24 protein-coding genes are annotated in these 24,511 nt (G+C 62.4%); 17 read left to right on the top strand and 7 right to left on the bottom strand.

Annotation, left to right across the window (positions count from 1 at the left end; translation table 11 throughout):
* The first annotated feature begins 45 nt into the window (after positions 1-45).
* From AB4Z53_RS33075 to AB4Z53_RS33060, 4 genes are all read left to right on the top strand, one after another.
* The gene (locus tag AB4Z53_RS33075) at positions 46-861 is read left to right on the top strand and encodes a GNAT family N-acetyltransferase (RefSeq protein WP_441599564.1); all 816 of its coding nucleotides are present in this window, start codon (positions 46-48) and stop codon (positions 859-861) included.
* A gap of 4 nt (positions 862-865) precedes the next feature.
* Positions 866-1,279 carry an 8-oxo-dGTP diphosphatase MutT gene (gene mutT, locus AB4Z53_RS33070; RefSeq protein ID WP_441599562.1) on the top strand — a complete coding sequence of 138 codons (414 nt, stop codon included), beginning with the start codon at positions 866-868 and terminating at the stop codon, positions 1,277-1,279.
* Between the two features lie 179 nt (positions 1,280-1,458).
* Positions 1,459-1,779: a hypothetical protein gene (locus AB4Z53_RS33065; protein ID WP_113541349.1), complete on the top strand. Its 321-nt coding sequence runs from the start codon at positions 1,459-1,461 to the stop codon at positions 1,777-1,779.
* Positions 1,780-1,848: 69 nt separating this feature from the next.
* On the top strand, positions 1,849-2,016 hold the full coding sequence (locus tag AB4Z53_RS33060; protein ID WP_113541350.1) for a Flp family type IVb pilin: 168 nt from the start codon (positions 1,849-1,851) through the stop codon (positions 2,014-2,016).
* 27 nt (positions 2,017-2,043) lie between these two features.
* On the opposite strand, the gene AB4Z53_RS33055 is transcribed toward AB4Z53_RS33060, so the two are convergent.
* Complete coding sequence (locus AB4Z53_RS33055) at positions 2,044-2,922, bottom strand: methyltransferase domain-containing protein (protein ID WP_441599559.1); 879 nt, start codon at positions 2,920-2,922, stop codon at positions 2,044-2,046.
* Between the two features lie 58 nt (positions 2,923-2,980).
* Here AB4Z53_RS33055 and AB4Z53_RS33050 point away from each other — a divergent pair, with 58 nt between their 5' ends.
* The 5 genes from AB4Z53_RS33050 (at position 2,981) to AB4Z53_RS33030 (ending at position 6,100) form a co-directional block, all read left to right on the top strand.
* The gene (locus tag AB4Z53_RS33050) at positions 2,981-3,757 is read left to right on the top strand and encodes a ComF family protein (protein WP_113541352.1); all 777 of its coding nucleotides are present in this window, start codon (positions 2,981-2,983) and stop codon (positions 3,755-3,757) included.
* Between the two features lie 47 nt (positions 3,758-3,804).
* Positions 3,805-4,062 carry a glutaredoxin 3 gene (gene grxC / locus AB4Z53_RS33045; protein ID WP_113541353.1) on the top strand — a complete coding sequence of 86 codons (258 nt, stop codon included), beginning with the start codon at positions 3,805-3,807 and terminating at the stop codon, positions 4,060-4,062.
* A gap of 86 nt (positions 4,063-4,148) precedes the next feature.
* A complete protein-coding gene (locus AB4Z53_RS33040) occupies positions 4,149-5,006 on the top strand; it encodes a carbon-nitrogen hydrolase family protein (protein WP_291154014.1) in 858 nt (285 codons plus the stop codon).
* Positions 5,003-5,431: a DUF1178 family protein gene (locus AB4Z53_RS33035; protein WP_113541355.1), complete on the top strand. Its 429-nt coding sequence runs from the start codon at positions 5,003-5,005 to the stop codon at positions 5,429-5,431. The genes AB4Z53_RS33040 and AB4Z53_RS33035 overlap by 4 nt, the downstream gene beginning before the upstream one ends.
* Positions 5,432-5,533: 102 nt before the next feature.
* Positions 5,534-6,100 (top strand): GNAT family N-acetyltransferase, encoded by a 567-nt coding sequence (locus AB4Z53_RS33030; RefSeq protein ID WP_441599556.1) that lies wholly within the window; start codon positions 5,534-5,536, stop codon positions 6,098-6,100.
* Positions 6,101-6,115: 15 nt separating this feature from the next.
* Here AB4Z53_RS33030 and ubiG read toward each other — a convergent pair whose 3' ends face one another.
* Positions 6,116-6,862, bottom strand: coding sequence for a bifunctional 2-polyprenyl-6-hydroxyphenol methylase/3-demethylubiquinol 3-O-methyltransferase UbiG (gene ubiG / locus AB4Z53_RS33025; RefSeq protein WP_113541357.1), 747 nt, complete (start codon positions 6,860-6,862; stop codon positions 6,116-6,118).
* Positions 6,863-7,079: 217 nt separating this feature from the next.
* The gene (locus tag AB4Z53_RS33020; protein WP_441599554.1) at positions 7,080-7,631 is read right to left on the bottom strand and encodes a dihydrofolate reductase family protein; all 552 of its coding nucleotides are present in this window, start codon (positions 7,629-7,631) and stop codon (positions 7,080-7,082) included.
* A 148-nt stretch (positions 7,632-7,779) separates the two neighbouring features.
* Between AB4Z53_RS33020 and AB4Z53_RS33015 the strand changes: the two genes are divergently transcribed.
* Positions 7,780-8,295: a class I SAM-dependent methyltransferase gene (locus tag AB4Z53_RS33015; RefSeq protein ID WP_291154005.1), complete on the top strand. Its 516-nt coding sequence runs from the start codon at positions 7,780-7,782 to the stop codon at positions 8,293-8,295.
* A gap of 73 nt (positions 8,296-8,368) precedes the next feature.
* Here AB4Z53_RS33015 and AB4Z53_RS33010 read toward each other — a convergent pair whose 3' ends face one another.
* A complete protein-coding gene (locus AB4Z53_RS33010; RefSeq protein WP_441599552.1) occupies positions 8,369-9,901 on the bottom strand; it encodes an ABC-F family ATP-binding cassette domain-containing protein in 1,533 nt (510 codons plus the stop codon).
* Between the two features lie 647 nt (positions 9,902-10,548).
* On the opposite strand from AB4Z53_RS33010, the gene AB4Z53_RS33005 reads away from it, so the two are divergent.
* The 5 genes from AB4Z53_RS33005 (at position 10,549) to AB4Z53_RS32985 (ending at position 17,201) form a co-directional block, all read left to right on the top strand.
* Positions 10,549-11,823, top strand: a complete 1,275-nt coding sequence (locus AB4Z53_RS33005; protein ID WP_113541360.1) for an aspartate kinase — start codon at positions 10,549-10,551, stop codon at positions 11,821-11,823.
* 86 nt (positions 11,824-11,909) lie between these two features.
* Complete coding sequence (gene ptsP, locus AB4Z53_RS33000; protein ID WP_113541361.1) at positions 11,910-14,177, top strand: phosphoenolpyruvate--protein phosphotransferase; 2,268 nt, start codon at positions 11,910-11,912, stop codon at positions 14,175-14,177.
* 70 nt (positions 14,178-14,247) lie between these two features.
* Positions 14,248-15,330: a peptide chain release factor 1 gene (prfA, locus tag AB4Z53_RS32995; RefSeq protein ID WP_113541362.1), complete on the top strand. Its 1,083-nt coding sequence runs from the start codon at positions 14,248-14,250 to the stop codon at positions 15,328-15,330.
* Between the two features lie 3 nt (positions 15,331-15,333).
* Complete coding sequence (prmC, locus tag AB4Z53_RS32990) at positions 15,334-16,203, top strand: peptide chain release factor N(5)-glutamine methyltransferase (RefSeq protein WP_441599550.1); 870 nt, start codon at positions 15,334-15,336, stop codon at positions 16,201-16,203.
* Positions 16,204-16,535: 332 nt separating this feature from the next.
* Entirely contained in the window at positions 16,536-17,201 is a 666-nt protein-coding gene (locus tag AB4Z53_RS32985) for a DUF4167 domain-containing protein (RefSeq protein ID WP_441599548.1), read from the top strand.
* Positions 17,202-17,290: 89 nt separating this feature from the next.
* Here the strand turns inward: AB4Z53_RS32985 and AB4Z53_RS32980 are convergent, their stop codons facing one another.
* Entirely contained in the window at positions 17,291-17,875 is a 585-nt protein-coding gene (locus AB4Z53_RS32980; RefSeq protein ID WP_441599546.1) for a TetR/AcrR family transcriptional regulator, read from the bottom strand.
* 130 nt (positions 17,876-18,005) lie between these two features.
* Here AB4Z53_RS32980 and AB4Z53_RS32975 point away from each other — a divergent pair, with 130 nt between their 5' ends.
* Together AB4Z53_RS32975 and clpB are read left to right on the top strand one after the other, a co-directional pair.
* Positions 18,006-19,031, top strand: a complete 1,026-nt coding sequence (locus tag AB4Z53_RS32975) for an NAD(P)-dependent oxidoreductase (protein ID WP_441599544.1) — start codon at positions 18,006-18,008, stop codon at positions 19,029-19,031.
* A gap of 268 nt (positions 19,032-19,299) precedes the next feature.
* Entirely contained in the window at positions 19,300-21,906 is a 2,607-nt protein-coding gene (gene clpB, locus AB4Z53_RS32970; protein WP_291153994.1) for an ATP-dependent chaperone ClpB, read from the top strand.
* 174 nt (positions 21,907-22,080) lie between these two features.
* On the opposite strand, the gene AB4Z53_RS32965 is transcribed toward clpB, so the two are convergent.
* Both AB4Z53_RS32965 and AB4Z53_RS32960 read right to left on the bottom strand, forming a co-directional pair.
* On the bottom strand, positions 22,081-24,048 hold the full coding sequence (locus tag AB4Z53_RS32965) for a M23 family metallopeptidase (RefSeq protein ID WP_113541368.1): 1,968 nt from the start codon (positions 24,046-24,048) through the stop codon (positions 22,081-22,083).
* A gap of 257 nt (positions 24,049-24,305) precedes the next feature.
* Positions 24,306-24,511, bottom strand: a 206-nt coding sequence (locus AB4Z53_RS32960) for a hypothetical protein (RefSeq protein ID WP_441599541.1), incomplete at its 5' end; no start/stop codon positions are given.

The raw sequence follows: 24,511 nt of genomic DNA, 5'->3' as shown, positions 1-24,511 counted from the left end.
CGATCGCAAGCAGCCTGGCATCCCAGGCCGGCCGGAGGTAGCAAGATGACATCGAGTGATACTCGGCCGGCGGGCAAGGCCGCGGCCGAAGGTGGGGAAGTGATAATGGTGGATCTCCCGAGCGTGCGCCGTCTCGAGGCCGTGGGCTTCCGCGCCTGGCCGGCAGCGTCTGTGCAATATGACGGCAGCTGGCTTATCCGGCTCAATGCAGGTCACGATTCCAAGCGTCTCAACTCCGTCAATCCGCTCGATCCGTCCGACTATCGCGATATTCCGGTTCGCCTGGAAAAGGCCGCCAGGCGCTTTGCGGACTACGGCCGGCCGCTGACCGTGCGCCAGACGCCGCTGACGCCGCCGCAACTCGTTGCCCATATGGATGCGGAAGGCTGGACGGCATTCAGCCGCAGCCTGGTGATGACGGCGGATCTTGCCGAGCGCGAATTCGGCGACGGCATCGATCACCTTCCGATCAAGGACGTCGGCCGCTTCGTCGATGCCTGCATCGGCATCGCCAAGGGCGATACGAAGAGGAAGGCCGCACTCGCCGAGATCATCAATGCGATCAAGCCGGAAAGCGGCCTGTTTCTGTTTGAAGATGCCGAGACTGGTCCGATCGCCGTGGCACTCGTCGTGCAGGACAACGACCTCGCCGGTATCATGCAGTTTGCCGTCGACGAGCGGGCCCGCGGACGCGGTGTCGGCAAGGCGATGCTCGGTGTCTGCCTGCGTTGGGCGCGCCTGCGCGGCGCCAAGAAGGCCTGGCTGCAGGTCGAGGCGGAGAACCGCGCAGCGATGGCGCTGTATCGCGGTGCCGGCTTCGCAGAAGTTTACAGCTATATCTACAGAACGCCTGGGGCTTGAGACCATGGACGCCAACGGAAAGAAGATCGTCCTCGTTGCGGCCTGTGCTCTGGTCGATTCCGACGGCCGGATCCTGCTGGCGCAGCGGCCGGAAGGAAAGTCGCTTGCCGGTCTCTGGGAATTTCCGGGTGGCAAGGTCGAAGCCGGCGAGACGCCTGAGGAAACCCTGATCCGCGAACTGGAAGAAGAACTCGGCATTCGTACCAAGGTCGCGTGCCTCGCGCCGCTGACCTTCGCCAGCCACGCCTATGAGGACTTCCACCTGCTGATGCCGCTCTATGTCTGCCGGCGCTACGAGGGCGTGGCGACGGGACGGGAAGGGCAGGCAATCAAGTGGGTGCGGCCGAAGGCCCTGCGCGACTATCCGATGCCGCCGGCCGACGAGCCGCTGATACCGTTTCTTATGGATTTGCTCTGAACCTACCCGAAATCTGATTGATTATTAATCGATCGTTTATCTCCCTCGCGCAAAGATAGCTCAATTCATTTTCGGTACGCATTGTTGGTGAACGGCGTACTGATTTCAGGCAGTACGGTGGAACCAAGCTTGGGAAGGGCGCTTGCGTTCGCTGTGCTTTGTGCATTTGTGAGGCTGGGATGGTGGACGACGATTTCTGGAGCACGGTTCAGGAAAAGGATCTGGTGACTAATCAGTCCCGCCGGACGGGTGTGCTCAATCTGTCCCTGCTGTTTGGAACGGCAGTGATCGCGCTGACATTGATCCTGACGCCGATGCTGTCTTCGAAGAACGACAGGCGCATCATGGCGAACACGCCCGTCGACTACGACAACATTTCCACCGGCTCCATCCCTTCGAGCGGGACCTCCAAGCGCTACACGGTTCGGCGCAGTGTCCTTCAGGAAATGCCGGGCGCGGTTTGCATCATCGATGCCGACGGCCGCAAGAGCGGATGCTGAAGCCAGCGCCATCGGGTCTTCCGATGCCGCCTTGTGTTTCGGATTGAATACGAACCAGGGTGGGGACGCATGGAAAGGCTGAGACGCTTCTTTCGCGATACGCATGCTGGCATCGCCATCGAGTATGCACTCATTGCCGCCATCGTCTCTCTCAGCCTGATCCTTGGCGCCGAACAGATCGGCAGCGCCCTCTCAGCGGTCTACAATTCCGTCGCGACAGCCTTCGAGGGGGCTTGAGTTCAGTTCGAACTCGATCGTCGCCGGTTAGAGCGGCTGTTCCTTCGTGCCGAGCGCTGTCGACAGGCGCTGCTTTGCGGACCCCGGCTTCAATGGCTTTTGCTGGCTTTCGTGCGGCGCCCAGCCGGACAGGTAGATGACCGAGAACGTCGCGCGAATGCGGCCGTCCGGATCGGAAAAGCGTTCGGCATAGATTTCGGCTGCCCGCAGGAAGAAGCGCCGGGAAACGGGCGCGCGGCTTCGTGCCGAGAGTGGGCTCGTCATGCCCATGGCGCGCAGATCCCGCATCAGGGCAAACAGCGAATCATAGCGCACCGTGTAGGTCTCGGTGTCGGTGACCGGCAGCGCAAAGCCTGCGCGCTGGAGGAGAGCGCCGACATCGCGCACATCGGCGAACGGGATGACCCGCGGACTTGCGCCACCCGTCAACTCGGCCTCTGCGGCCAGAAGCGCCTCGCGCAGTTCCTGGAGCGTACCGCTGCCGGGAATGGCGGCGAGGAAAAGCCCGTCGGGCTTCAGCGCGCGGCGAACCTGGATGAAGGCGCCGGGCGTATCATTGGTCAGGTGCAGGGATAGCGGCGAGACCACAAGGTTGAAGCTCTCCGGCTCGCCTGGGACCTCTTCCAGCGAGGCGATCGTGACCGGTGCTTGCTCAGACCCGAAACGCGCATCCGTTTCCGCGCGCTCCACGGTGCCGATCTTGCCGGTCGCCATGAGGTCCCGGGCCGTCTGCCCGCTGTAACCGTGCAGCTCCAGAGCGCGATCGAAGTGGCGCTCGACTACGCTGACGCGCTCGGCAAGTTCCTGCGCAACGATATCGAGAAGGAAACCGGCTTTCGGATCGGCGTTTCTGAGCGCCCTTGCCCGGTGTGCCTCGACGAGGCTCTGGTCAAAGATTTTTTCCACGATACTGTCTCCGCACGCTGGCCAGCAAAAAGACCTTCGGAGGTTCAAAGTCAACAGCATGGGATGGGAGAGACCGCTGTTTCCGGAGGAGGGGTGGGGACGCGCGCTGGGGAGACTCGTCTCCGGGGCGGTCGATCTCGTCTATCCGCCGGTCTGCTGTGGCTGTGGCCGGCTGGTCGGCAGTCATCGCGCGGTCTGCGCGCTTTGCTGGTCGACGCTGCCGCTGATCGAACGCCCCTTTTGCGACATTCTCGGGACCCCGTTTTCGGTCGACCACGGGACTGGCTCGGTTTCGCCCGAAGCCATCGCCCATCCGCCGGCCTTCGACCGCCTGAGGTCGGTGGCTATCCATGAAGGCATCGCTCGCGACCTGGTGCACGGGCTGAAATACCGCGACCGTACCGACCTCGCGCCGATGATGGCGGAGTGGATGATCCGGGCGAGCGATGGTGCGGTGGCCTCGGCCGATGCGATCATCCCGGTGCCGTTGCATGCCTTTCGGCTGTGGAGGCGCCGGTTCAACCAATCGGCGGAACTGGCGCGGGCCATCGCGCGGCTCTCCGGCAGACCCTATCAACCCGATATCCTCAAGCGCATCCGACGCACAAGCCGGCAGGTGGGCCTTGCGAAGCAGGCGCGTGAAGACAATGTTCGTGGCGCCTTCGCGGTCTCGGAAAGCGGCAAGGCGGGTCTCCGTGGGAAAAGCGTGGTGCTCGTCGATGATGTATATACGACCGGTGCAACCGTTTCCGCAGCGACCCGTGCGCTGAAGCGGGCGGGAGCCGGGCCGGTCACGGTTTTGACCTTTGCAAGAGCCATATCCGGTCTTATATGACAATCAGTTGTCCGGCACGGTGGCCGGTGAAGGAGCGATTCAGGATCATGGCTTCAGTGGTCATTTATACGCGTCAGTTCTGCGGCTATTGTTCGGCCGCCAAGAAACTACTGGAAACCAAGGGCGTGCCCTTCCTCGAGCATGACGCAACCTATGATCCGAAGGTTCGGCAGGTGATGATCGAGAAGTCGCATGGCGGCACGACGTTCCCGCAGATCTTCATCAACGACATCCACGTCGGTGGCTGTGACGACCTGCATGCGCTGGAACGCGCTGGCAAGCTCGACGGCATGCTCGCCGCCTGAAGCGGCCGACGACGCGATATCTTGCGAGCCGCTGGCGCGAGAGAGGTTTTCGTTTGTTAGTGGCGTGCATCAGGAGTTGAACCAGGATGACCTTCAAGGCCGCAGCCATACAGATGTGTTCCGGCGTCGATCCGCACAGGAATGCGGAGACGATGGTTCGGCTGGCACGGGATGCCGCGGCAAGAGGCGCGACCTACATCCAGACGCCGGAAATGACAGGCGCGCTCCAGCGGGACCGCGCGGCCCTGCGTGCGATCCTGAAAGACGAGGCGAACGACATCATTGCCGGTGAGGCGGCAAAGCTTGCCGGCGAACTCGGCGTCTACCTCCATGTCGGCTCGACGCCGATCGCGCTTCCCGACGGCAAGATCGCCAATCGCGGCCTCTTGTTCGGTCCCGACGGCCGTAAGATCTGCCACTACGACAAGATCCACATGTTCGACGTCGATCTGGACAATGGCGAAAGCTGGCGGGAAAGCGCTGCCTATCAGCCCGGCAGCACGGCGCACGTTGCCGATCTCGGCTTCGGCAAGCTCGGTTTCACCATCTGCTACGATGTGCGCTTTCCGGAACTGTTTCGCCAGCAGGCGGTCGCCGGCGCCGAGATCATGTCGGTGCCCGCTGCCTTCACACGCCAAACCGGCGAGGCCCATTGGGAAATCCTGCTTCGTGCTCGCGCCATCGAGAACGGCCTCTTCGTCATCGCCGCAGCGCAAGGCGGAACGCATGAGGACGGGCGCGAGACCTTTGGCCACTCGATGATCGTCGATCCGTGGGGGCGGGTGCTTGCATCGGCCGGTCCGACCGGCGAGGCAATCGTACTTGCAGACATCGACGTCGCCGCTGTGCATGCGGCGCACGCCAAGATACCGAACTTGAAGAACGCCCGCAGTTTCGTGCTCGATGAAGTGGCGCCAACCGGGAAGGGAGGCGTCGCCGCTTGATCCGCTATACGCTTTCCTGCGACAACGGCCACGCTTTCGAGGGCTGGTTCTCGTCGAGTGACGATTTCGACCGCCAGGTCGACCGCAAGCTGGTGTCCTGCCCCACCTGCAATTCGACCGCCGTTGCCAAGCAACTGATGGCGCCGTCGGTTGCGACCGCGCGCAAGAAGGAAGCGACACGGGCGGTGATCATGGATCAGGCGCAGAAGGAAACGGTCGCCAAGATCCGCGAGCTGGTGAAAACTGTGCGCGAGAACGCTGAGGATGTCGGCGAACGCTTCCCCGAGGAGGCGCGCAAGATTCACTATGGCGAAGCGGAGGAGCGCGGCCTGATCGGCAAGGCGACAGCGGAAGAGGCCGTGGCCCTGCTTGAGGAAGGAATTGCGGTCGCACCGCTGCCGATCTTGCCGGACGAGGTCAACTAAGCAGGTTAGCGGCCTGCGAGATGCCGCAAATTTTGCCGGCAACTCTTTAAAAACAATGTCTTGCTTCCCATCTCGCAGCTTTGCATGGGAGTTTTTCAGCCAATGACATTGTCCGAGCTTCGCATTTCCACCGATCGTCTCGTCATCCGGCCCTTCGTGTCCGGCGATTTTCCGGCCTTCTTCGCCTACCACCGGCTGCCGGAGGTTTACCGCTATCTTTACCAGGACCCCCTGGACGAAACGGCGGCGCGCGCGAAGTTCGCCAAGGCTTCAGCACCGCGGCTCGACGAGGATGGGGATGTCGCGGTGTTTGCGGTCGAGCGGCAGGAGGATGGCGCGCTGATCGGCGAGGCGTTGCTGAAACTCGCTAGCCGGGCGGCTGAGCAGGCGGAAACCGGTTACATTTTCAACCCCGCTTTTGCCAGAAGGGGGTATGCAACGGAGGCGATGCGGGCCGTTCTCGATTTCGGCTTTTCGACGCTCAGGTTCCACCGGATCTTCGCCCGGCTCGATGCACTGAACAGAGGTTCGGTTGGCGTCGTCGAGCGTCTCGGCATGCGCCGCGAAGCGCATCTGATCGAGAACGACCGCTTCAACGACGTCTGGGGCGATGAGTTCGTCTATGCGCTCTTGCGACGCGAATGGTTGGCGCATCGGCAGGTGGGTTGAGCCTGCCGTAAGCGTTCAGAGCGGGCGCTTGGCGACGATCATGTAGTTGACGTCCATATCCCTGGACAGGTTCCACTGATTGGAAAGCGGATTGAAGAACACGCCGGTTCGCTCCGTCACTTCGAGACCGTTGGCCACAAGCGGCTTTTCCAGCTCTTCCGGGCGCACCAGCTTCTCATACTGGTGCGTGCCGCGCGGCAGCCAGCGCAAAACATTCTCGGCGGCGAAGATAGCCAAAGCCGCCGCCTTCATCGTGCGGTTGATGGTGGCGACGAACATCAGGCCGCCAGGGCGAACCATATGGGCGCAGGTGGTCATGAAGAAATCGACATCGGCGACATGTTCGACCACTTCCATGTTGAGCACGATATCGAAGCTTTCGCCGGCTTCGGCGAGCGCTTCCGCGGTTACGGCACGGTAGTCGACCGTCACGCCGCTTCCGGCAGCATGGGTCTTGGCGATGCCGATGTTCTTTTCCGATGCATCGGCTCCAAGCACGTCGGCGCCCATGCGTGCCATTGGTTCGGACAGGAGACCTCCGCCGCAACCGATATCGAGCAGCCGCAGACCTTTGAGCGGTTGCGGGCTCCTTGGATCGCGGCCGAAATGCTCGGCCACCTTGTCGCGGATATAGGCGAGGCGAACGGGGTTGAACTTGTGCAGCGGCCGGAACTTGCCGGTCGGATCCCACCACTCCGCAGCCATGGCGGAAAAGCGGTCCACCTCGCTCTGGTCGATCGTCGTGCGTGCGGTCTCGCTCATGTCGCCGTCTCCTTGCATCTTCCCTACCGCGCCGCGCGTCTTTTAGGACGCGCGAAGGACGCTGTAACGCTTTAAAGCTGCTGCATAATTTTATCCCTAAATCGATCCCGACTTAAGGCGCTATGCAGTAGTGAAGTCGGACGATCGGGCAGGGAAGTCAAGAGCCGGCGATGAGCCAGATGGGCGCAGGACTGTCGGGAGCGATGCTCTGCATCTCCTAGCTTGCGTCCGTCTCCGGCTGGTAGTGCAGAATGACGACGCCCGATTTCAGCGGGCGGGTATGGGTCAGTCTGAGTTTCGTCTGCCTCGTCCCCGGCTTGAACAGGGGTACGCCGTTGCCGAGAAGCACCGGATTGATGCCCAGGCGATACTCGTCGACGAGGCCCTTCTCGATCAGCCCTGCTGCGAAATCCGCGCTGCCGAAAACGAAGATCGTGCCGCCATCGAGGTGCTTCAAGCGCTCGACTTCCTTGGTGGCGTCGCCGTTTACAAGCGTCGTCCTGTGCCAGTTGGCGGATGTCAGAGTTCGCGAAAAGACGAATTTCTCGACGCCGTTCATGAAGGTAGCGATGTCGCCCTCGGCTGACGGCCAGTAACCGGCCATCATTTCATAGGTCACGCGGCCGAAAAGCAAAGTGTCCGCTTCAAGTTGCGATTCTCCGATATAGGCGGCGAGTTCGTCTTCGAAGACGAACCAGTCGATGTCGTGTCCCGGGGCTTCGAAGAAGCCGTCGACGCTGACCATGTCCCACATGATGACCTTACGCATTGTCTCACTCCCGTTGCAGCATATCCTGTCATGGAAGAGAGTGGCAAAACCGATATTGATTTGCAAGTGGTTTGTTTTTTGCATCAGATGCAGCTTGTACAACTCTTCGCGGTGATGGCTTTCGATCTCTTGAAGGATGGGACTTCAGATGGCGCTGGACAGGATTGGTTGGGCGGTCGAGGTCGTCGCCCCCCGGCCTTCGGATCGACTGCTCGAAATCGGCTGTGGCCATGGTGTTGCGGTGACGCAGGTTTGCGAGCGACTGGTCGAAGGCGAGATAGTGGCCATCGACCGGTCGGCTGTGATGATTGCGGCGGCGGCGCGCCGAAATGAGAAATACGTCGCAGCTGGTCTGGCCACCTTGCAGGTCGCTGACCTTCAATCACTCGATTTGGGTCACCGTCGCTTCGACAAGGCTTTTGCGCTGCGCGTCGGCGTCTTCGCTCGGGGCGAGCCTGCGCGTGAGTTTGAGGGACTGGTTCAACTGTTGAAGCCGGAAGGTCGCCTTTTTCTCTTCCACGACGAGCCGTCCACGGGCGCGGACGAAGTGGGTGCGCGGCTCGAAGCGGCGGTCCTTCGCTACCGATGGAGCGTCGAGGCTCGATTGACGCACGTCTTCGCCGGCGGCGAGGCCGCCTGCGTCATCGCCCGGCCGCCTTCCTGACTGCATTCAGAAAGGTGACGCCCGCTCGTCGCGGGCGTCACTCCTGCCGGTCGTGGGTTTGCCTGAGCGGCTGCTACCCAAGCTCGCTCGCAGCCGCCGAGGCGAAGAAATCTTCGGGATCCTCGACTTCGACGAGGCGGCGCTTTTCGATCAGCCAGAAGCGGTTGCCGACATTGCGCACGAAGCTGCGGTCGTGGGAGACGAGAAGGCAACTCGTTTCATGTTTCAGCAACTCCGTCTCGAGTGCCTCCTGACCCTCGATGTCCAGATGGTTGGTCGGCTCGTCGAGCAGGTAGAAATTGGGCTCCTTCAGCCGCAGTACCAGCATGGCAAGGCGTGCCTTCTGGCCGCCGGACAGTCGGCCGATCGGCTTCTCCTGCATGTCGATGCCGACGCCGGCGCCGACAAGCAGGGTGCGGGCGCGTTGATCGCCGAGCGAAAAACGACGCGACAGCGCAGCAAGCGGTGTCTCGTCATCCGACAATCCCGCGAGCGCCTGGTCGCTGTAGCCAAGCACCAGCGAGGGCGTCGCCTTCAGCGTTTCGGGCGCACGGGAGGGTTCTTCGATCGCAGACCGGATGAGGTTGACGAGCCGTGTTTTGCCGGCGCCGTTTTCGCCGAGCAGCACGATGCGATCGCCTTGGCAGATCCAGCGTTTCCCCGTGCGGAAGAGCGGTATGCCGTCGGGCGTTTCCACCTGAACGTCGTCGAGTGTCACCAGGATCTTCGCATGCGTGCCGCGGTTGGCGAGGCGGATCGCGCCGGCCGAACGTTCCTGATGCGCCGGTTTTGCCGCGTCCTCCAGCCGTTCCGCCCGCTGCTTCAACTGCTTGGTTTTCACCGTCAAAAGGTCGCTGCCGGAATTGATGCCGATATTGTTGAGCTTGGCGGCCTGGCGGCGAAGCTGCTGCGCCACCTTCATGTCGCGCTGGTAGCGCCGCTCCTCCGACGCATCCACCTCATCAAGTGCTGCGCGCGAGCGTGAGTAGGCAAGCGCGAAGATCGGCGACTGCTCGGGCCTGAGGAACAACGTGCGATTGGTGGTCGCATCCAGGAAGGCGCGGTCGTGGCTGGCGACCAGCACCGGCACATCGCGCGGCAGGGCATTGAGCCAGGCTTCGAGCCGGGCGATCTTGGCAAGATCGAGATGGTTGGTTGGCTCATCGAGCAGCAGCGCATCCGGATCAGTAACCCAGACCCGTGCGAGAAGCGCCAATCGCTGCCAGCCACCGCTCAACTCCGAGACAGCGCGGCGGCGTAGAACCTCCGGCACGTCGAGGGAATCGAGAACGATGTCGACGCGCCAGCTTTCATTTTCCGCCTGGTCGGCCGGAAGCGCCGAGAGAACGGCGTCGTGGAAGGAGAGAGGCAGAAGGGAGGGGGGCACGTTCTGCTCGACGTGGCCGATGGTCAGGCCACGCGAGCGCGTAATCTCGCCGGCGGTCGGGTCGAAGCTGCCGGCGATCGATTTCAGCAGGGTCGACTTGCCGCGCCCGTTCGCAGCGACGATGCCGATCCGGTCACCGGGGGCGACCGAGAGGTTGAGGTTGGAGAAAAGCGGTGCGCTCAGGCTGACGCCGAGGTTGCGGATATTGATCAAGGCCATGGTCGTTCTCTGGACTGCGCGAGCGACGGTGAGACATCCATGGGCGGCGCATTTGGCGCCGGGGTTTTCGGATGCTTGAACCCACAACGGCATGCTTGCTGCGCGTGGGTCACGTCGGCTCGATATTGGAAGACGATGCAGGCGTTTGAACCAGGGCGGTTCCGCACTGCATCACTCTGGGCAGACCAGGGATAGGTTCGCGAGATTGCGAAGTATGTCCGGTCAGCCCTGCAAACGCATCTGCAGGGCTTGGACGGGGCCACGCTGGCGGTGGTGCCGGAAGAATGTAATCACGCGCAGCCCCCCTTTCTCGAATTGAGTTGCGGTTGCACGTTTAGCATCAGCGCCGGTAATTTTCAACGCGGCTTTGCGGGGTCTTGCGGCACGGATATTTCCGTCGCGCGACGCCTTCGGCAATATTGTTGCGGAAGGTGGCGTCGAGGCCAGCTATTGGGATCCGAATCTGTGCCCGCTTGCCATTGCGTGCGGCCCCCTGATCCGCTAAGAGACGCCGCGACTTTCCGCTCCCCGAAGCGGTGACTGCCGATGTCCGAGAAGTCTCCCAAGCTTTTTGACCGTCGGGCGCCGGCGGGGGCTTTCCTGTCACGCGCGCCTTACGCGCGCAATTTGGGTACCGGTAGAGGCAAATGGCACGCATCGTGATGAAATTCGGCGGAACTTCCGTCGCTGATTTGGACCGCATCCACAATGTCGCCCGCCATGTGAAACGCGAAGTCGATGCCGGCCACGAGGTTGCCGTCGTCGTTTCCGCCATGTCCGGCAAGACCAATGAGTTGGTCGGCTGGGTACAGAACATGCCGAAGGCAACCGGCGCCAACTCGCCTTTCTACGACGCGCGCGAGTATGATGCGATCGTCGCTTCCGGCGAGCAGGTGACCTCCGGCCTTCTGGCGATCGCGCTGCAGTCGATGGGCATCAATGCCCGTTCCTGGCAGGGCTGGCAGATCCCGATCCGCACCGACAACGCCCATGGCGCAGCGCGTATCCTCGATATCGACGGCGCCGAACTCGTCCGCCGCATGGGTGAGGGCCAGGTCGCCGTCATCGCCGGCTTCCAGGGGCTTGGGCCCGACAACCGCGTCGCCACCCTCGGTCGCGGCGGCTCCGACACCTCGGCCGTAGCAATTGCCGCCGGCGTCAAGGCCGATCGCTGCGACATCTACACCGACGTCGACGGCGTCTATACGACCGACCCGCGCATCGAGCCGAAGGCGCGGCGGCTGAAGAAGATCGCGTTCGAGGAAATGCTGGAAATGGCATCGCTCGGCGCCAAGGTGCTGCAGGTGCGCTCGGTCGAGCTCGCCATGGTGCACAAGGTCCGCACCTTCGTGCGTTCGTCTTTCGAAGATCCCGATGCGCCGGGCATGGGTGACCTTCTCAATCCGCCCGGTACGCTGATTTGTGATGAGGATGAGATCGTGGAACAGGAAGTCGTAACCGGCATTGCCTATGCCAAGGATGAAGCCCAGATTTCGCTGCGCCGTCTCGCCGACCGGCCGGGGGTCTCCGCCGCGATCTTCGGGCCGCTCGCCGAAGCCCATATCAACGTCGACATGATCGTCCAGAACATTTCCGAAGACGGCTCGAAGACCGACATGACCTTCACGGTTCCGTCGGGCGACGTCGACAAGGCGCTGAAGGTGCTCGGCGACAACAAGGAAAAGATTGGCTACGACGTCGTTCAGTCCGAAGCCGGCCTCGTCAAGGTCTCGGTCATCGGCATCGGCATGCGCAGCCACGCCGGTGTTGCAGCCTCGGCCTTCCGTGCGCTCGCCGACAAGGGCATCAACATCAAGGCGATCACCACCTCCGAGATCAAGATTTCGATCCTGATCGATGGTCCCTACGCTGAATTGGCGGTTCGCACTTTGCATTCCGCTTACGGTCTCGATAAGAGTTAATCGACAGGCGACTGATTTGGGATTCGCGGCGGTTCCGCCGCGCATCCGTTTGCCGCCGCCTACTCTATTTCGGGAGACCCCACGCGATGAGAGACCTTTCCGCAGGTCCGCGCGTTCTCCTCAAGCGGTTGCGCGAGCTTATGGCGGAACCGCTGGAGCCGCAGGAGCGCCTTGACCGTATTGTGCGCCAGATCGCGCAGAACATGGTTGCGGAAGTGTGTTCGGTCTACGTCCTGCGTTCCGACGGCGTGCTCGAACTCTACGCGACGGAAGGTCTGAACAAGGCGGCCGTCCACCTGGCGCAATTGAAGATGGGGCAGGGCCTCGTCGGCACCATCGCCGCCTCGGCGCGACCGCTCAATCTGTCCGACGCCCAGTCGCATCCGGCCTTTACCTACCTGCCGGAAACCGGCGAAGAGATCTACCACTCCTTCCTTGGTGTGCCGATCCTGCGCACGGGCCGCGCGCTTGGTGTTCTCGTCGTCCAGAACAAGGCAATGCGCAACTATCGCGAGGACGAGGTCGAGGCGCTTGAGACGACTGCCATGGTTCTCGCCGAGATGGTGGCAACCGGCGAGCTCAAGAAGATCACCAAGCCGGGTCTCGAACTCGATCTCTCACGCCCGGTCTCGATCGAAGGCAACAGCTACGGTGAAGGCATCGGCCTCGGTTATGTCGTCCTGCACGAACCGAGGATCGTCGTCACCAACCTGCTCAACGAAGATACCGACCAGGAATTGCAGCGGCTTGCCGAGGCGCTGGGGTCGCTGCGCATCTCGATCGACGACATGCTGTCGCGCCGCGAGGTGTCGATGGAGGGTGAGCACCGCGCCGTGCTCGAAACCTACCGCATGTTCGCCCATGACCGCGGCTGGGTGCGCAAGCTCGAAGAGGCGATCCGCAACGGCCTGACGGCGGAAGCCGCGGTCGAACGGGTGCAGAGCGAAACCAAGGCGCGGATGATCCGTCTGACGGACCCTTATCTGCGCGAGCGCATGCATGATTTCGACGACCTGGCCAACCGACTTTTGCGCCAGCTTTCGGGCTATGGCGCCAAGCTTTCGGCGAGCGACTTCCCGAACGATGCGGTGATCGTCGCCCGCGCCATGGGCGCTGCCGAACTGCTCGATTATCCGCGCGAAAACGTGCGCGGCCTGGTGCTCGAAGAGGGTGCCGTGACGAGCCACGTGGTGATCGTCGCGCGCGCCATGGGCATTCCGGTGATCGGACAGGCGACCGGTGCGGTTGCGCTTGCGGAAAACCGCGATGCGATCATCATCGACGGCGACGATGCCAAGGTCCATTTGCGGCCACTCGCAGACCTGCAGCGCGCCTACGAGGAAAAGGTTCGCTTCCGGGCACGGCGCCAGGCGCAGTTCCGGGCGCTGAAGGACGTCGAGCCACTGACCAGGGACGGCAAGCGCATTACGCTGCAGATGAACGCCGGCCTGCTCGTCGACCTGCCACATCTCAATGAAGCGGGCGCTGAAGGCATCGGCCTGTTCCGCACCGAACTCCAGTTCATGATCGCCTCGACGATGCCGAAGGCGGAAGAGCAGGAAGCCTTCTATCGCAGTGTGCTGAAGCAGACCGGCGGCAAGCCCGTGACCTTCCGCACGCTCGACATAGGCGGTGACAAGGTGGTTCCCTATTTCCGCGCGGCGGAAGAGGAAAACCCGGCGCTTGGCTGGCGTGCAATCCGGCTTTCGCTCGATCGCCCGGGTCTCTTACGCACCCAGCTTCGTGCGATGCTGCGTGCGGCGGCCGGCGCCGAGCTCAAGCTGATGCTGCCGATGGTCACCGAGGTCTCCGAGCTCAGGATCGCGCGCGACCTACTGCAGAAGGAAATCGAGCGGCAGTCGAAGCTTGGTGAACAGTTGCCACGCAAGCTGCAGTTCGGCGCCATGCTCGAAGTGCCGGCGCTGCTGTGGCAGCTCGACGAGCTGATGACCGAAGTGGATTTTGTATCCGTCGGCTCGAACGACCTCTTCCAGTTCGCGATGGCGGTCGACCGCGGCAATGCTCGTGTCTCCGATCGTTTCGACGTGCTTGGCCGACCGTTCCTCAGGATCCTGCGCGACATCGTGCGTGCGGGTGACCGGCACGATACGCCGGTGACGCTGTGCGGGGAGATGGCGAGCAAGCCGCTTTCTGCCATGGCATTGCTGGGGCTTGGCTTCCGTTCGGTATCGATGTCGCCGACGGCGGTAGGCCCCATCAAGGCGATGCTGCTGGCGCTCGATGCGGGCAAGCTTGGCGGCGCGCTCAACGCGGCGCTCGATGACACACGCGACCAGCGACCCGTTCGCCAGATGCTGGTGGATTTCGCCGCGGAAAACGGCATTCCGGTTTAGATTGAATTGACGCGTCGTGATCCTCGTCCGGACTTGATCCGGGCGAGCCGAGACGCATTTGGAGTGAGACTTGGCAAAGCTTCCCGTTGAAAAGATGCGCGAACTGGAACGTCGGTTCGGTGAGATCGAGGCCCGCATGTCGGCCGGCCCGGCCGCGGACGTCTATGTCAAGCTCGCCTCGGAATACTCCGAACTGCAGCCGGTCGTGACCAAGATCCGCGCCTACGAGAAGGCGACGGCCGAACTCGCCGATATCACTTCGATGCTTGCCGACAAATCGACCGACCGGGAGATGCGCGACCTCGCCGAAATGGAGAAGCCCGAGGTCGAAGCAGCCATCGAGGCACTGGAACAGGAAATCCAGATCCTGCTTCTGCCGAAGGATGCGGCCGACGAAAAGAGTGCGATCCTCGAAATTCGCGCCGGTACCGGCGGATCGGAAGCGGCGCTTTTTGCCGGCGATCTTTTCCGCATGTACGAGCGATATGCTGCCGGCAAGGGCTGGAAGGTCGAAGTGCTGTCAGCAAGCGACGGCGAAGCCGGCGGGTTCAAGGAAATCATTGCGACGGTTTCCGGACGCGGCGTGTTCTCGCGGTTGAAGTTCGAATCCGGGGTGCACCGGGTGCAGCGCGTGCCGGAGACCGAAGCGAGCGGGCGCATTCATACGTCAGCCGCAACCGTCGCCGTGTTGCCCGAGGCTGAGGACATCGACATCGAGATCCGCCCCGAAGATATCCGCATCGACACGATGCGCTCGTCGGGTGCCGGCGGTCAGCACGTCAACACGACGGACTCGGCGGTGCGCATCACCCACCTCCCGACCGGGCTCGTCGTCACCAGCTCGGAAAAGTCGCAGCACCAGAACCGTGCGAAGGCGATGCAGGTCCTGCGCTCGCGCCTCTACGACATGGAGCGCCAGCGCGCCGACAGCGAACGCTCGGCCGACCGCAAAAGCCAGGTGGGCTCGGGCGACCGCTCCGAGCGTATCCGCACTTACAACTTCCCGCAGGGACGCCTGACCGACCACCGCATCAACCTGACGCTCTACAAGCTCGATCGGATGATGATGGGTGAGATCGACGAGGTCGTCGATGCGTTGCTCGCCGATTATCAGGCAAGCCAGTTGGCGCAGCTCGGCGAGCAGCGGGGCTGAGCCATGGCCGAAACGCTCGCGAGCCTCGTTGCCGAAAGTCGCGATCGCCTGCAGGCGGGCGGCATCGAGCATGCGGCTCTCGACGTCCGGCATCTGATCTCCGGCCTGCTCGACATCTCGCTGAGTGCGGTTGTCTCGCGGGGCAGGGAGCCCGTGTCGGAGGAGGATGCCGCACGCATCCGGGCGGCGGTTGCGCGGCGGCTGGCACGCGAACCGGTCTACCGTATTCTCGGCGAACGCGAATTTTTCGGCCTGCCGCTAAAGCTTTCGAAGGAAACGCTGGAGCCTCGCCCGGATACCGAGACGCTCGTCGATCGGATGATCCCCTATCTGCGTGAGGCGGTTGCGCGAAAGGGTGGCTGCGAGGTTATCGATCTTGGAACCGGTACCGGGGCGATTTGTATCGCGCTCCTATCGCAGGTTCTTGAAGCCAGGGGCACGGCCACCGATATATCGCAGGACGCACTGGCAACGGCGACGGCGAATGCTGCCGGGCTCGGCCTTGCGGAACGGTTTCGGCCGCTTCTCAGCAACTGGTACGAGAAGGTGGACGGACGGTACGATGTGATCGTCTCAAATCCGCCGTATATCCGGTCCAGTATGGTCCATGAGCTTGAGCCGGAGGTGAGACTTCACGACCCGGCCGCAGCGCTAGATGGCGGAGAAGATGGGCTTGATGCCTATCGCGCCATCGCTTCTCAAGCTGGTCATCATCTTGAGACAAATGGCGTGATAGGCTTGGAAATCGGTTTCGACCAGAAAGAGGCGGTGACGGCGTTGTTTAACGCCGAAAAATTCCGTCTGCGTGAAGCGGCGAAGGATCTCGGCGGTAATGACCGCGTCCTGATCTTCGAACGCGACATCAACCGTTGAAAAAATGCTGCACTGACGCATCTTCTTTCTTGCTCAGGCAAAGAAAGGGCTTGGAATCCCAGAGGAAGCGGGCTAGTTTGCCCGCGCACTGGGCAGAAGGTCATGGACCTAAGATTCGTTCCGGTATGACCTGGCCACGGGGATTGCTCTCAAGAAAGAGTTGCTAGGGTCAACAAGTGCCTTGTGCAGGTACCTGTTAATTTGACGTCAGTCGGCGCCAAAGCCGCCATTGTGCGAGCGCAGCGGTGCGTGCTCTGTCGGGCGTGAACGGATCCGGCCGGAAGACGAAACCACATGATCATCATTATCAAGAGAATTCGGGTGAATGTACTATGAGGCCAGGACAGCAAAACAAGCGCGGCCGCGGGCGGAATAACAATAACAACAACAACAATAACAACGGAAACAACAACAATCACAACCGCAAGGGCTCGAACCCGCTGACGCGGACCTACGACAGTTCCGGCCCGGACGTGAAGATTCGCGGTACTGCCCAGCACATCGCCGAGAAGTACTCAGCTCTTGCGCGCGATGCTCAGAGCTCGGGCGACCGGGTCATCGCAGAAAACTACCTGCAGCACGCCGAGCACTACAACCGTATCATTGCCGCCGCACAGGCGCAGATGCAGGATCGGTTCCAGCGCGAAGATCGCCAGGATTTCCGCGGCCATGATGCGTCCGATCAGGACCAGGATGATCTGGATCAGGTTTATGTCGACGACATGCCGGCTCCGGTTGCCGTGTCCGCAGCGCCTGCTGCCGAGCCGCAGCCTGTTGTCATCGACGGCACGGGCCCGCAGCCGGTGATCGAAGGCACGCCGGCGGAAGTCGCGATGGAAGAGGAAGCTCCGGCTGCCTCCGGCCGCGCCGCATCCCGCCGCCGCAGTGCGCCGCGTCCGCGCCGTCCGCGCCGTAGCGCACAGGACGGTGCTGCCGACGAGGCTCAGGCTTCGGGCGATGCCGCTCCGGAAGCACCGGCACTGGCCGCTTCCGAGTAAGTGGCGAGCTGACAGCGAGGTTGCCCGATCTGGGCACGACAAAAACCCGGCCTGTTGCGGCCGGGTTTTTCTTTGTCTGATACTTGCGATCAGGCGTTGACGCTGTCGACGATCAGTGCCGCGAGATTGGTGCTGGCGGCCGCCTCGCTTGTGCGGCCGCGGATCAGTTCGCGGCCGATCGCCTCGGCAGCCCCTGCTATACCAGTGCAGCGCAGGCGCAAATCTTCAGCGGGAATTTTCGCAAACGGCCCGAGTGCCGCCTGGATCATCCCCACATAGTCGTCGGCCTGCTGTTGCTGTGTCGCGATCATATCGGCGTTGCCACGCAGCGCGCCGGAGATGGCTTGCCATTCCTCACCACTGTCGACGGCGCAGTTGATGTAAACCGAACTGATGATGTCGGCGACCGCATCGAGCTCTTTCGGTGCCCCGGCAAGCGCCAACTGCAGCTTGCTTGTGTGGCGGTCTTCGATCTCCTGGGAGAGCGCGATCAGCAATCCCTCACGCGTACCGAAATGCTCATAGGCGATCGGCTTGCTGACGCCCGCACGTTCGGCGAGGTGTCCGAGCGTCAGGGCATCGGCTCCGCACTCGCGCAGGATCTCCTTGGCGGTCTCGATCAACTGGGCGCGCCGTTCGGGTTTGGCGAGCTTTCGGATTTTCGTCGGTGCCATCGATCGCAATCCTTTTTCGCGCCGGTTTGTGGCTCTTGAAAGCGGCGTTCGGCAACTTATCTACTAACAGTAACTTACTAATGGTAGGTTCGGCAATCAGCCGGACACCTTTCGTTTAGGAGATAGGAAGATGTCGAGCAAGTTTCAGCCTGTTTTGATTATTGGCGGCTCCGGGGTCGTCGGATCGCAGGCGGCGAAAATCATCCGCCGGCTACACCCCACGCTGCCGATCGCCATCGGCGGCCGTGATGTCGGCAAAGCCGAGGCCGTGGCGCGTGAGGTGGGAAACGCGATCGGCGTCAGTGTCGATCTGGCGCGACCGGATCTTGGCTTTGGCGATGAGCCGCGCTTCAGTGCCGTCGTCATTTTCCTGAAGGATGAGAAGCTGAGCTCGATGCGCTACGCCCAGCGCCACGGCATCCCCTATATCAGCCTTTCGAGCGGCACCTTCGAAGTGGGGCCGGAAATGGCGCAATATATCCACGCGCCGGACAAGGCGCCGATCCTGCTCGCCAGCCACTGGCTCGCCGGCGCCGCGATCTTCCCGATCCTCGAATTCGCCAAGGCCTATGAGGCGATCGACACGATCCGCATCGGGGTCCTGCTCGACGAACAGGATATGGGCGGCCCGGCGGCACTCGCCGATTACAATCGTATCACCGGCCTCGCGCCGGCGGCATTGACCGTGAAGGACGGCAAGCTCCACTGGGCCGGCAGCGAGGATTCGAAGGCGCGCTACCGAAGCGTCGACGGCGTCGAACTCGATGCGGTTGCCTATTCGCCCTTCGACGTCATGGCGCTCTCGGCTCGGACGAATGCCGGCAACATCCGGCTGGACCTCGCCTACAGCGAATCCGCGAGCAGGCGTCGTGGCGAGCCGTTTTCGACCGAGATCGTCATCGAGATCGCAGGGCGGGGCAGGGATGGCGAGCGTCTCAATCATCGCCACGAGATCGTGCACCCCGAGGGGCAGGCGCCGCTGACCGCGCTCGGTGTTGCGCTGGCGGTGGAACGCATGCTCGGCCTTGCAGGCGGCGACGCGCCTGCGCCCGGTCTCTATCTCCCCGAGGTTCTGATCGACCCGGCCTGCTACGTGCGGCGAATGAAGGAGTTCGGTGCGTCATTCGCCGAACGATCGCTGATGGCGGCTGAGTGAACCAATGGGGCTTCGCGCCTCCCTGAGCGAAAACGCGGCCGCGGGGCAAACCGTCCGGTGGCCGCATTTTTCGGTTGCAGATTTCGGTCTGGAGACCATGGACGGCTCTTTAATTTCCAAAATCGGTGCCCCATATTCGCTTCGGATGCGTTGATCCGGCGCAAGGCGGGGATCGCTCCACACTGACAGGCTTGCCGAATGCGGGAGCCTGATCCTGAAACACCGACGGGTGCCACGCGATGGGCCTGCCGGGCTATGGAGGTAGACTATGAACATTGAAAAATATTCCGAGCGCGTGCGCGGTTTTCTGCAGTCGGCGCAGACCTATGCGTTGGCGCAAGGACACCAGCAATTCACGCCCGAGCATGTGCTCAAAGTGCTGCTCGACGACGATCAGGGCATGGCCGCTTCGCTGATCGAGCGCGCCGGAGGCGACGCCCGTGAGGCGCGCGCCGGCAATGATGCGGCACTTGCCAAGCTCCCCAAGGTTTCCGGCGGCAATGGCTCCGTCTATCTGTCGCAGCCGCTCGCGCGTGTGTTTTCCAGCGCCGAGGAGGCCGCGAAGAAAGCCGGTGACAGCTTCGTCACCGTCGAACGGCTGCTGTTAGCGCTTGCGATTGAAAGCTCTGCTGCGACCTCTGGCATTCTCGCCAAGGCCGGCGTGACCGCGACCAAGCTCAATCAGGTGATCAACGACATTCGCAAGGGCCGGACCGCCGACAGCGCCAATGCCGAGCAGGGCTTCGACAGCCTGAAGAAATACGCACGCGACCTGACGGCCGACGCGCGTGATGGCAAGCTCGACCCGGTCATCGGCCGCGACGACGAGATCCGTCGCACCATCCAGGTGCTTTCGCGCCGCACCAAGAACAACCCCGTGCTGATCGGGGAGCCCGGCGTCGGCAAGACCGCCATCGCCGAAGGCCTTGCTCTGCGCATCGTCAATGGCGACGTGCCGGAAAGCCTCAAGGACAAGCGACTGATGGCGCTCGACATGGGCGCGCTGATTGCCGGTGCAAAATTCCGTGGCGAGTTCGAGGAGCGGCTGAAGGCCGTTCTCAACGAAGTGCAGGCTGAAAACGGTGAAATCATCCTGTTTATCGACGAGATGCACACGCTTGTTGGTGCCGGCAAGGCGGAAGGGGCGATGGATGCCTCCAACCTTCTGAAGCCGGCGCTCGCGCGCGGCGAGTTGCATTGTGTTGGCGCCACCACGCTGGACGAATATCGCAAGCACGTCGAAAAGGACGCAGCCCTTGCCCGCCGCTTCCAGCCGGTCATGGTCGAGGAGCCGACGGTCGAAGACACGATCTCGATCCTGCGCGGTCTGAAGGAGAAGTATGAGCAGCACCACAAGGTCCGCATCTCGGACTCGGCGCTGGTTGCTGCCGCGACGCTTTCGAACCGCTACATCACCGACCGGTTCCTGCCGGACAAGGCGATCGACCTGATGGACGAAGCTGCGTCGCGCCTGCGCATGCAGGTCGACTCCAAGCCCGAAGAGCTTGACGAGCTCGATCGCCGCATCATTCAGCTGAAGATCGAGCGCGAGGCCCTGAAGAAGGAAACCGATGTCTCGTCGAAGGATCGGCTGGAGAAGCTCGAGCTCGATCTTGTCTCGCTCGAAGAGCAGGCGTCGGCGCTGACGGCTCGCTGGCAGGCGGAGAAGCAGAAACTGGGGCGTGCTGCCGATCTCAAGAAGCAGTTGGACGAAGCCCGCAACGAACTGGCGATCGTCCAGCGCAAGGGTGAGTTCCAGCGCGCCGGCGAACTAACCTACGGTGTCATTCCGAAGCTCGAAAAGGAGCTTGCGGATGCCGAAAGCCAGGAAAACGCCAATGCCAACCCGATGGTGCAGGAGGTCGTGACTCCGGACAACATCGCACATGTGGTTTCTCGTTGGACCGGTATTCCGGTCGACAAGATGCTGGAAGGCGAACGCGACAAGCTGCTGCGGATGGAAGACGAGTTGGCGAAGTGGGTCGTCGGCCAGGGTGACGCCGTGCAGGCGGTCTCCCGTGCCGTCCGGCGTTCGCGGGCCGGGCTCCAGGATCCGAACCGGCCGATCGGCTCGTTCATCTTCCTCGGCCCGACCGGTGTCGGCAAGACGGAGCTTACCAAGGCGCTGGCCCGGTTCCTGTTCGACGACGAGACCGCGCTGATGCGTGTCGACATGTCGGAATACATGGAGAAGCACTCCGTGGCCCGGCTGATCGGTGCTCCTCCGGGCTATGTCGGCTATGAGGAAGGTGGTGCTCTGACCGAGTCCGTCCGCCGTCGGCCCTACCAGGTCGTGCTGTTCGACGAGATCGAGAAGGCGCATCCGGATGTCTTCAACGTGCTTCTGCAGGTGCTCGATGACGGCCGCCTGACCGATGGTCAGGGCCGCACGGTCGACTTCAAGCACACGATGATCATCATGACCTCGAACCTCGGGGCCGAGTATCTGACCGGTCTCGGCGAGAACGAGGACAGCGATGCGGTTCGCGACCAGGTGATGGATGTGGTCAAGGCTGCCTTCCGGCCGGAGTTCCTGAACCGCGTGGACGAGATCATCCTGTTCCACCGGCTGCGCCGCTCGGAAATGGGCGCGATCGTCGATATCCAGCTCGAAAGGCTGCGGTCGCTGCTTGCCGAGCGCAAGATCACGCTGGAGCTCGAGGACGACGCCCGCGCCTTCCTCGCCGACAAGGGTTACGACCCCGCCTATGGCGCACGTCCGCTGAAGCGCACGATCCAGAAGTACGTGCAGGATCCGCTCGCCGAGAAGATCCTGCAGGGCGAGTTCCCAGATGGTTCGTCCGTCAAGGTGCTCGCCGGCTCCGACCGCCTCAACTTCAAGCGCGGAGCGACGGCGGACAAGGAAGCCGCCTGACAAGATCAAAGAAACGAGGCCGCCCTTCGGGGCGGCCTTCTTGTTTGTGCGGGCTTTGGAAGAGGGGAGGGGCCTAAGGCGCGTCGCGCTCTTTCAGCTTCGCTCTTTGCGCTTCAAGCTTCTGCTTTTCGGTAACTTGATCCCAAGCAGTCGCGCAGTGTTGCGCGCCATGCTTCAGTTGCTTGCGACTTCGGCGCCGGCGCCATCCTTGTTCAGCAACTCGTCGATGCGGTCGCGTTCCTTCTCGAACTTCGCCAGCGCGTCGCCCGAAAGCGACTTGCCGCCGGGAAGGCGGATGCGCAGCGGATCGACCTTGTTGCCGTTGACGATCAGCTCGTAATGCAGGTGCGGACCGGTCGAAAGACCCGTCGTGCCGACCCAGCCGATCACCTGGCCCTGGACGACCTTGTTGCCCACCTTGACGTTCTTGGCGATCGCGCTCTGGTGGTTGTAGGACGACACGTAGCCATTGGCGTGGCGGATCAGCGTCTGGTTGCCGTAGCCACCGGAATCCCAGCCGGCCTTTTCCACGACGCCGCCGCCGGCCGCGATGATCGGCGTTCCGCGCGGAGCTGCCCAGTCGACGCCGGTGTGCATACGTGAGAAGCCGAGGATCGGATGGCGGCGCATGCCGAAGCCGGACCGGAAGTGTCCGTTCGGCACGGGGTTGCGCAGCAGGAACTGGCGGATGCTCTTGCCTTCGGTATCGAAGTAATCGATCGAATTGTCTTCCGGATCCTGGAACCGGTAGAAGGCGGTAACCGCATCGCCGAACTTGGCGCGCACATAGAGAAGCTCGGATTCCTCCGTCGCCATGCCGCGTTCGTCGGTTACGGAGAAGAAGGCTTCGAGCGAATCCGTCGGCTTCAGCTGTGCCTGGAAATCGACGTTGCTGGCGAGCAGCTTGACGACGAGGCCGACCATGTCGGCGCTCATGCCATAGGAAAGGGCGGCGCGGTAGATGCCGTCATAGACCCGCGGCAGGTCGTGGCTGCTGGTCATGACCGGCGCGCCATTGTCGTCGAAGGCGGTGGCCACCGCGTCGAGCTTCGGCGGTTCGGCACCAGGAACGAAGCGGCCCTTGTCGTCGACGGCCATCGTCAGCACATGGCGATTGCGTGAATAAATGGTGGCGCGCACGATGCGGGCTTCGTCGCCCTTCTGCGCTTCGCCGTTCTGAATGATGCCGATGCGCAGAACGTCGCCCTCGCTCAGTTCGTTCGCACCGAGCGCGTCGCCGATGTAGCCGGCCGCGTCTTCGGCCTGGGCCTTGGCGTAGCCGGCGTTGACCATGACGGTGGCAATATCGGTCTGGCGCCGCACCGGTATGATGTCGTCAGCGTATTCGGTGCTTTCTTCGTCGATCGTCTCGTAGGCGGCATCGCTCTTGTTCTGTTCGACGATGCGGGCGGTCAGGCCCTGAAGCAGATCGAGGCCATCGCTCTCGGATGCGAAGCGCTGCGGATCGACGTAATAGAGCGAGGCGACCTGCGTGCTGCCCTCGGTCAGTACCGAACCGTTGGTGCGAACGTTTTCCTCCACCTCTTCGAGCGACATCGAACTGTCAAAGGCAACACCGCCATTCAGCGGAAAGTCGACGGTCTTCAGTGCGACTTCGGAATCGACATTCGAGCCGTAGAGCGTGCCGGTGCGGGCAACCGGAGATTCTTCATCCGCATCGTCGGTGGAAAAGATCGCCAGCGGATCGAAGTCCGGATAGTTTTCCGAGGGCTGGTGATTGGCGGCGAGTGCCATCTTGACATGAACGAAGGGCTGCTTGCGCACCACTTCCTTTTCGCCGTCATGGGTCATGGTGGAAACTTCCATGACGGTCTTGTCCGCCGGTTTGGCGACCAGTTTCGGCGAAAGGATACGACCGCCGCGTACCGCGCGCGCCTGCTCGTCTCCGTTCGGCGCGCTGTCGAGTGCCGCATAGGCTTCGGCGGGGATGGCCAGCTGCTGGCGCCCGTCAAGGGCGGCAAAAAGAGCAACGCCCATAAGAAGACTTGAGGTGATACCGGTCAGAAAGGTGCCGGAAAGCCAGCGTAGGGAGATCTCGCGCCTGTCGGGCGCGCGGCGGCCATGCGCAAGGATCGGCGGTTGATCGCCGAGCGACCTGACCATGTTCTTGTCGGTGTTCATGCCGAACTGAGTGTCCCCGATTTGTCTAAACCGTATTCTTGCCTGCGATACGTTGCGCGAAGATGTGCATCTTTCGCGCAACGGAGTCAAATCGCGGGGGAGGGGAGAGGGCGCATATCCCAGCTATCCCACGCCCGTCCGCGCGAAAGCATCCGCGAAGCATCGTCGGTTTCGCTTAGACCGGCCGATTGTGAAAAAGTGAGGGCCAAAATGTGTCTCCACAGCCCTCGCAGAGGAGGCAGAAGATTTTTTGGGGCTCAAAGCCCGGCGTTTCCGGCCTTTGTCAGAAATCTGTCATTTTTTTCCAGAAAGCCTGTTGACGTCTCGGTGGGGGCAGGTCTATAAGCCCGATCACTGACGAGGGCGGCGGCGCTGCTGGCGACGACGACCTTCGCTCTAGAGTTTCCTGGATTGGCTGAGGCTGATTTGAGGGTCTGGGCCGGATGGTTCGGGCTTTGAGGAA

Origin of the sequence: Ensifer sp. 2TAB8, assembly GCF_052115125.1 — a bacterium.
In the GTDB taxonomy this organism is placed as follows: Bacteria; Pseudomonadota; Alphaproteobacteria; order Rhizobiales; family Rhizobiaceae; genus Ensifer.
The sequence above is the reverse complement of the archived record's forward strand: the minus strand, read 5'-3'. Positions and strand labels throughout refer to the sequence as shown.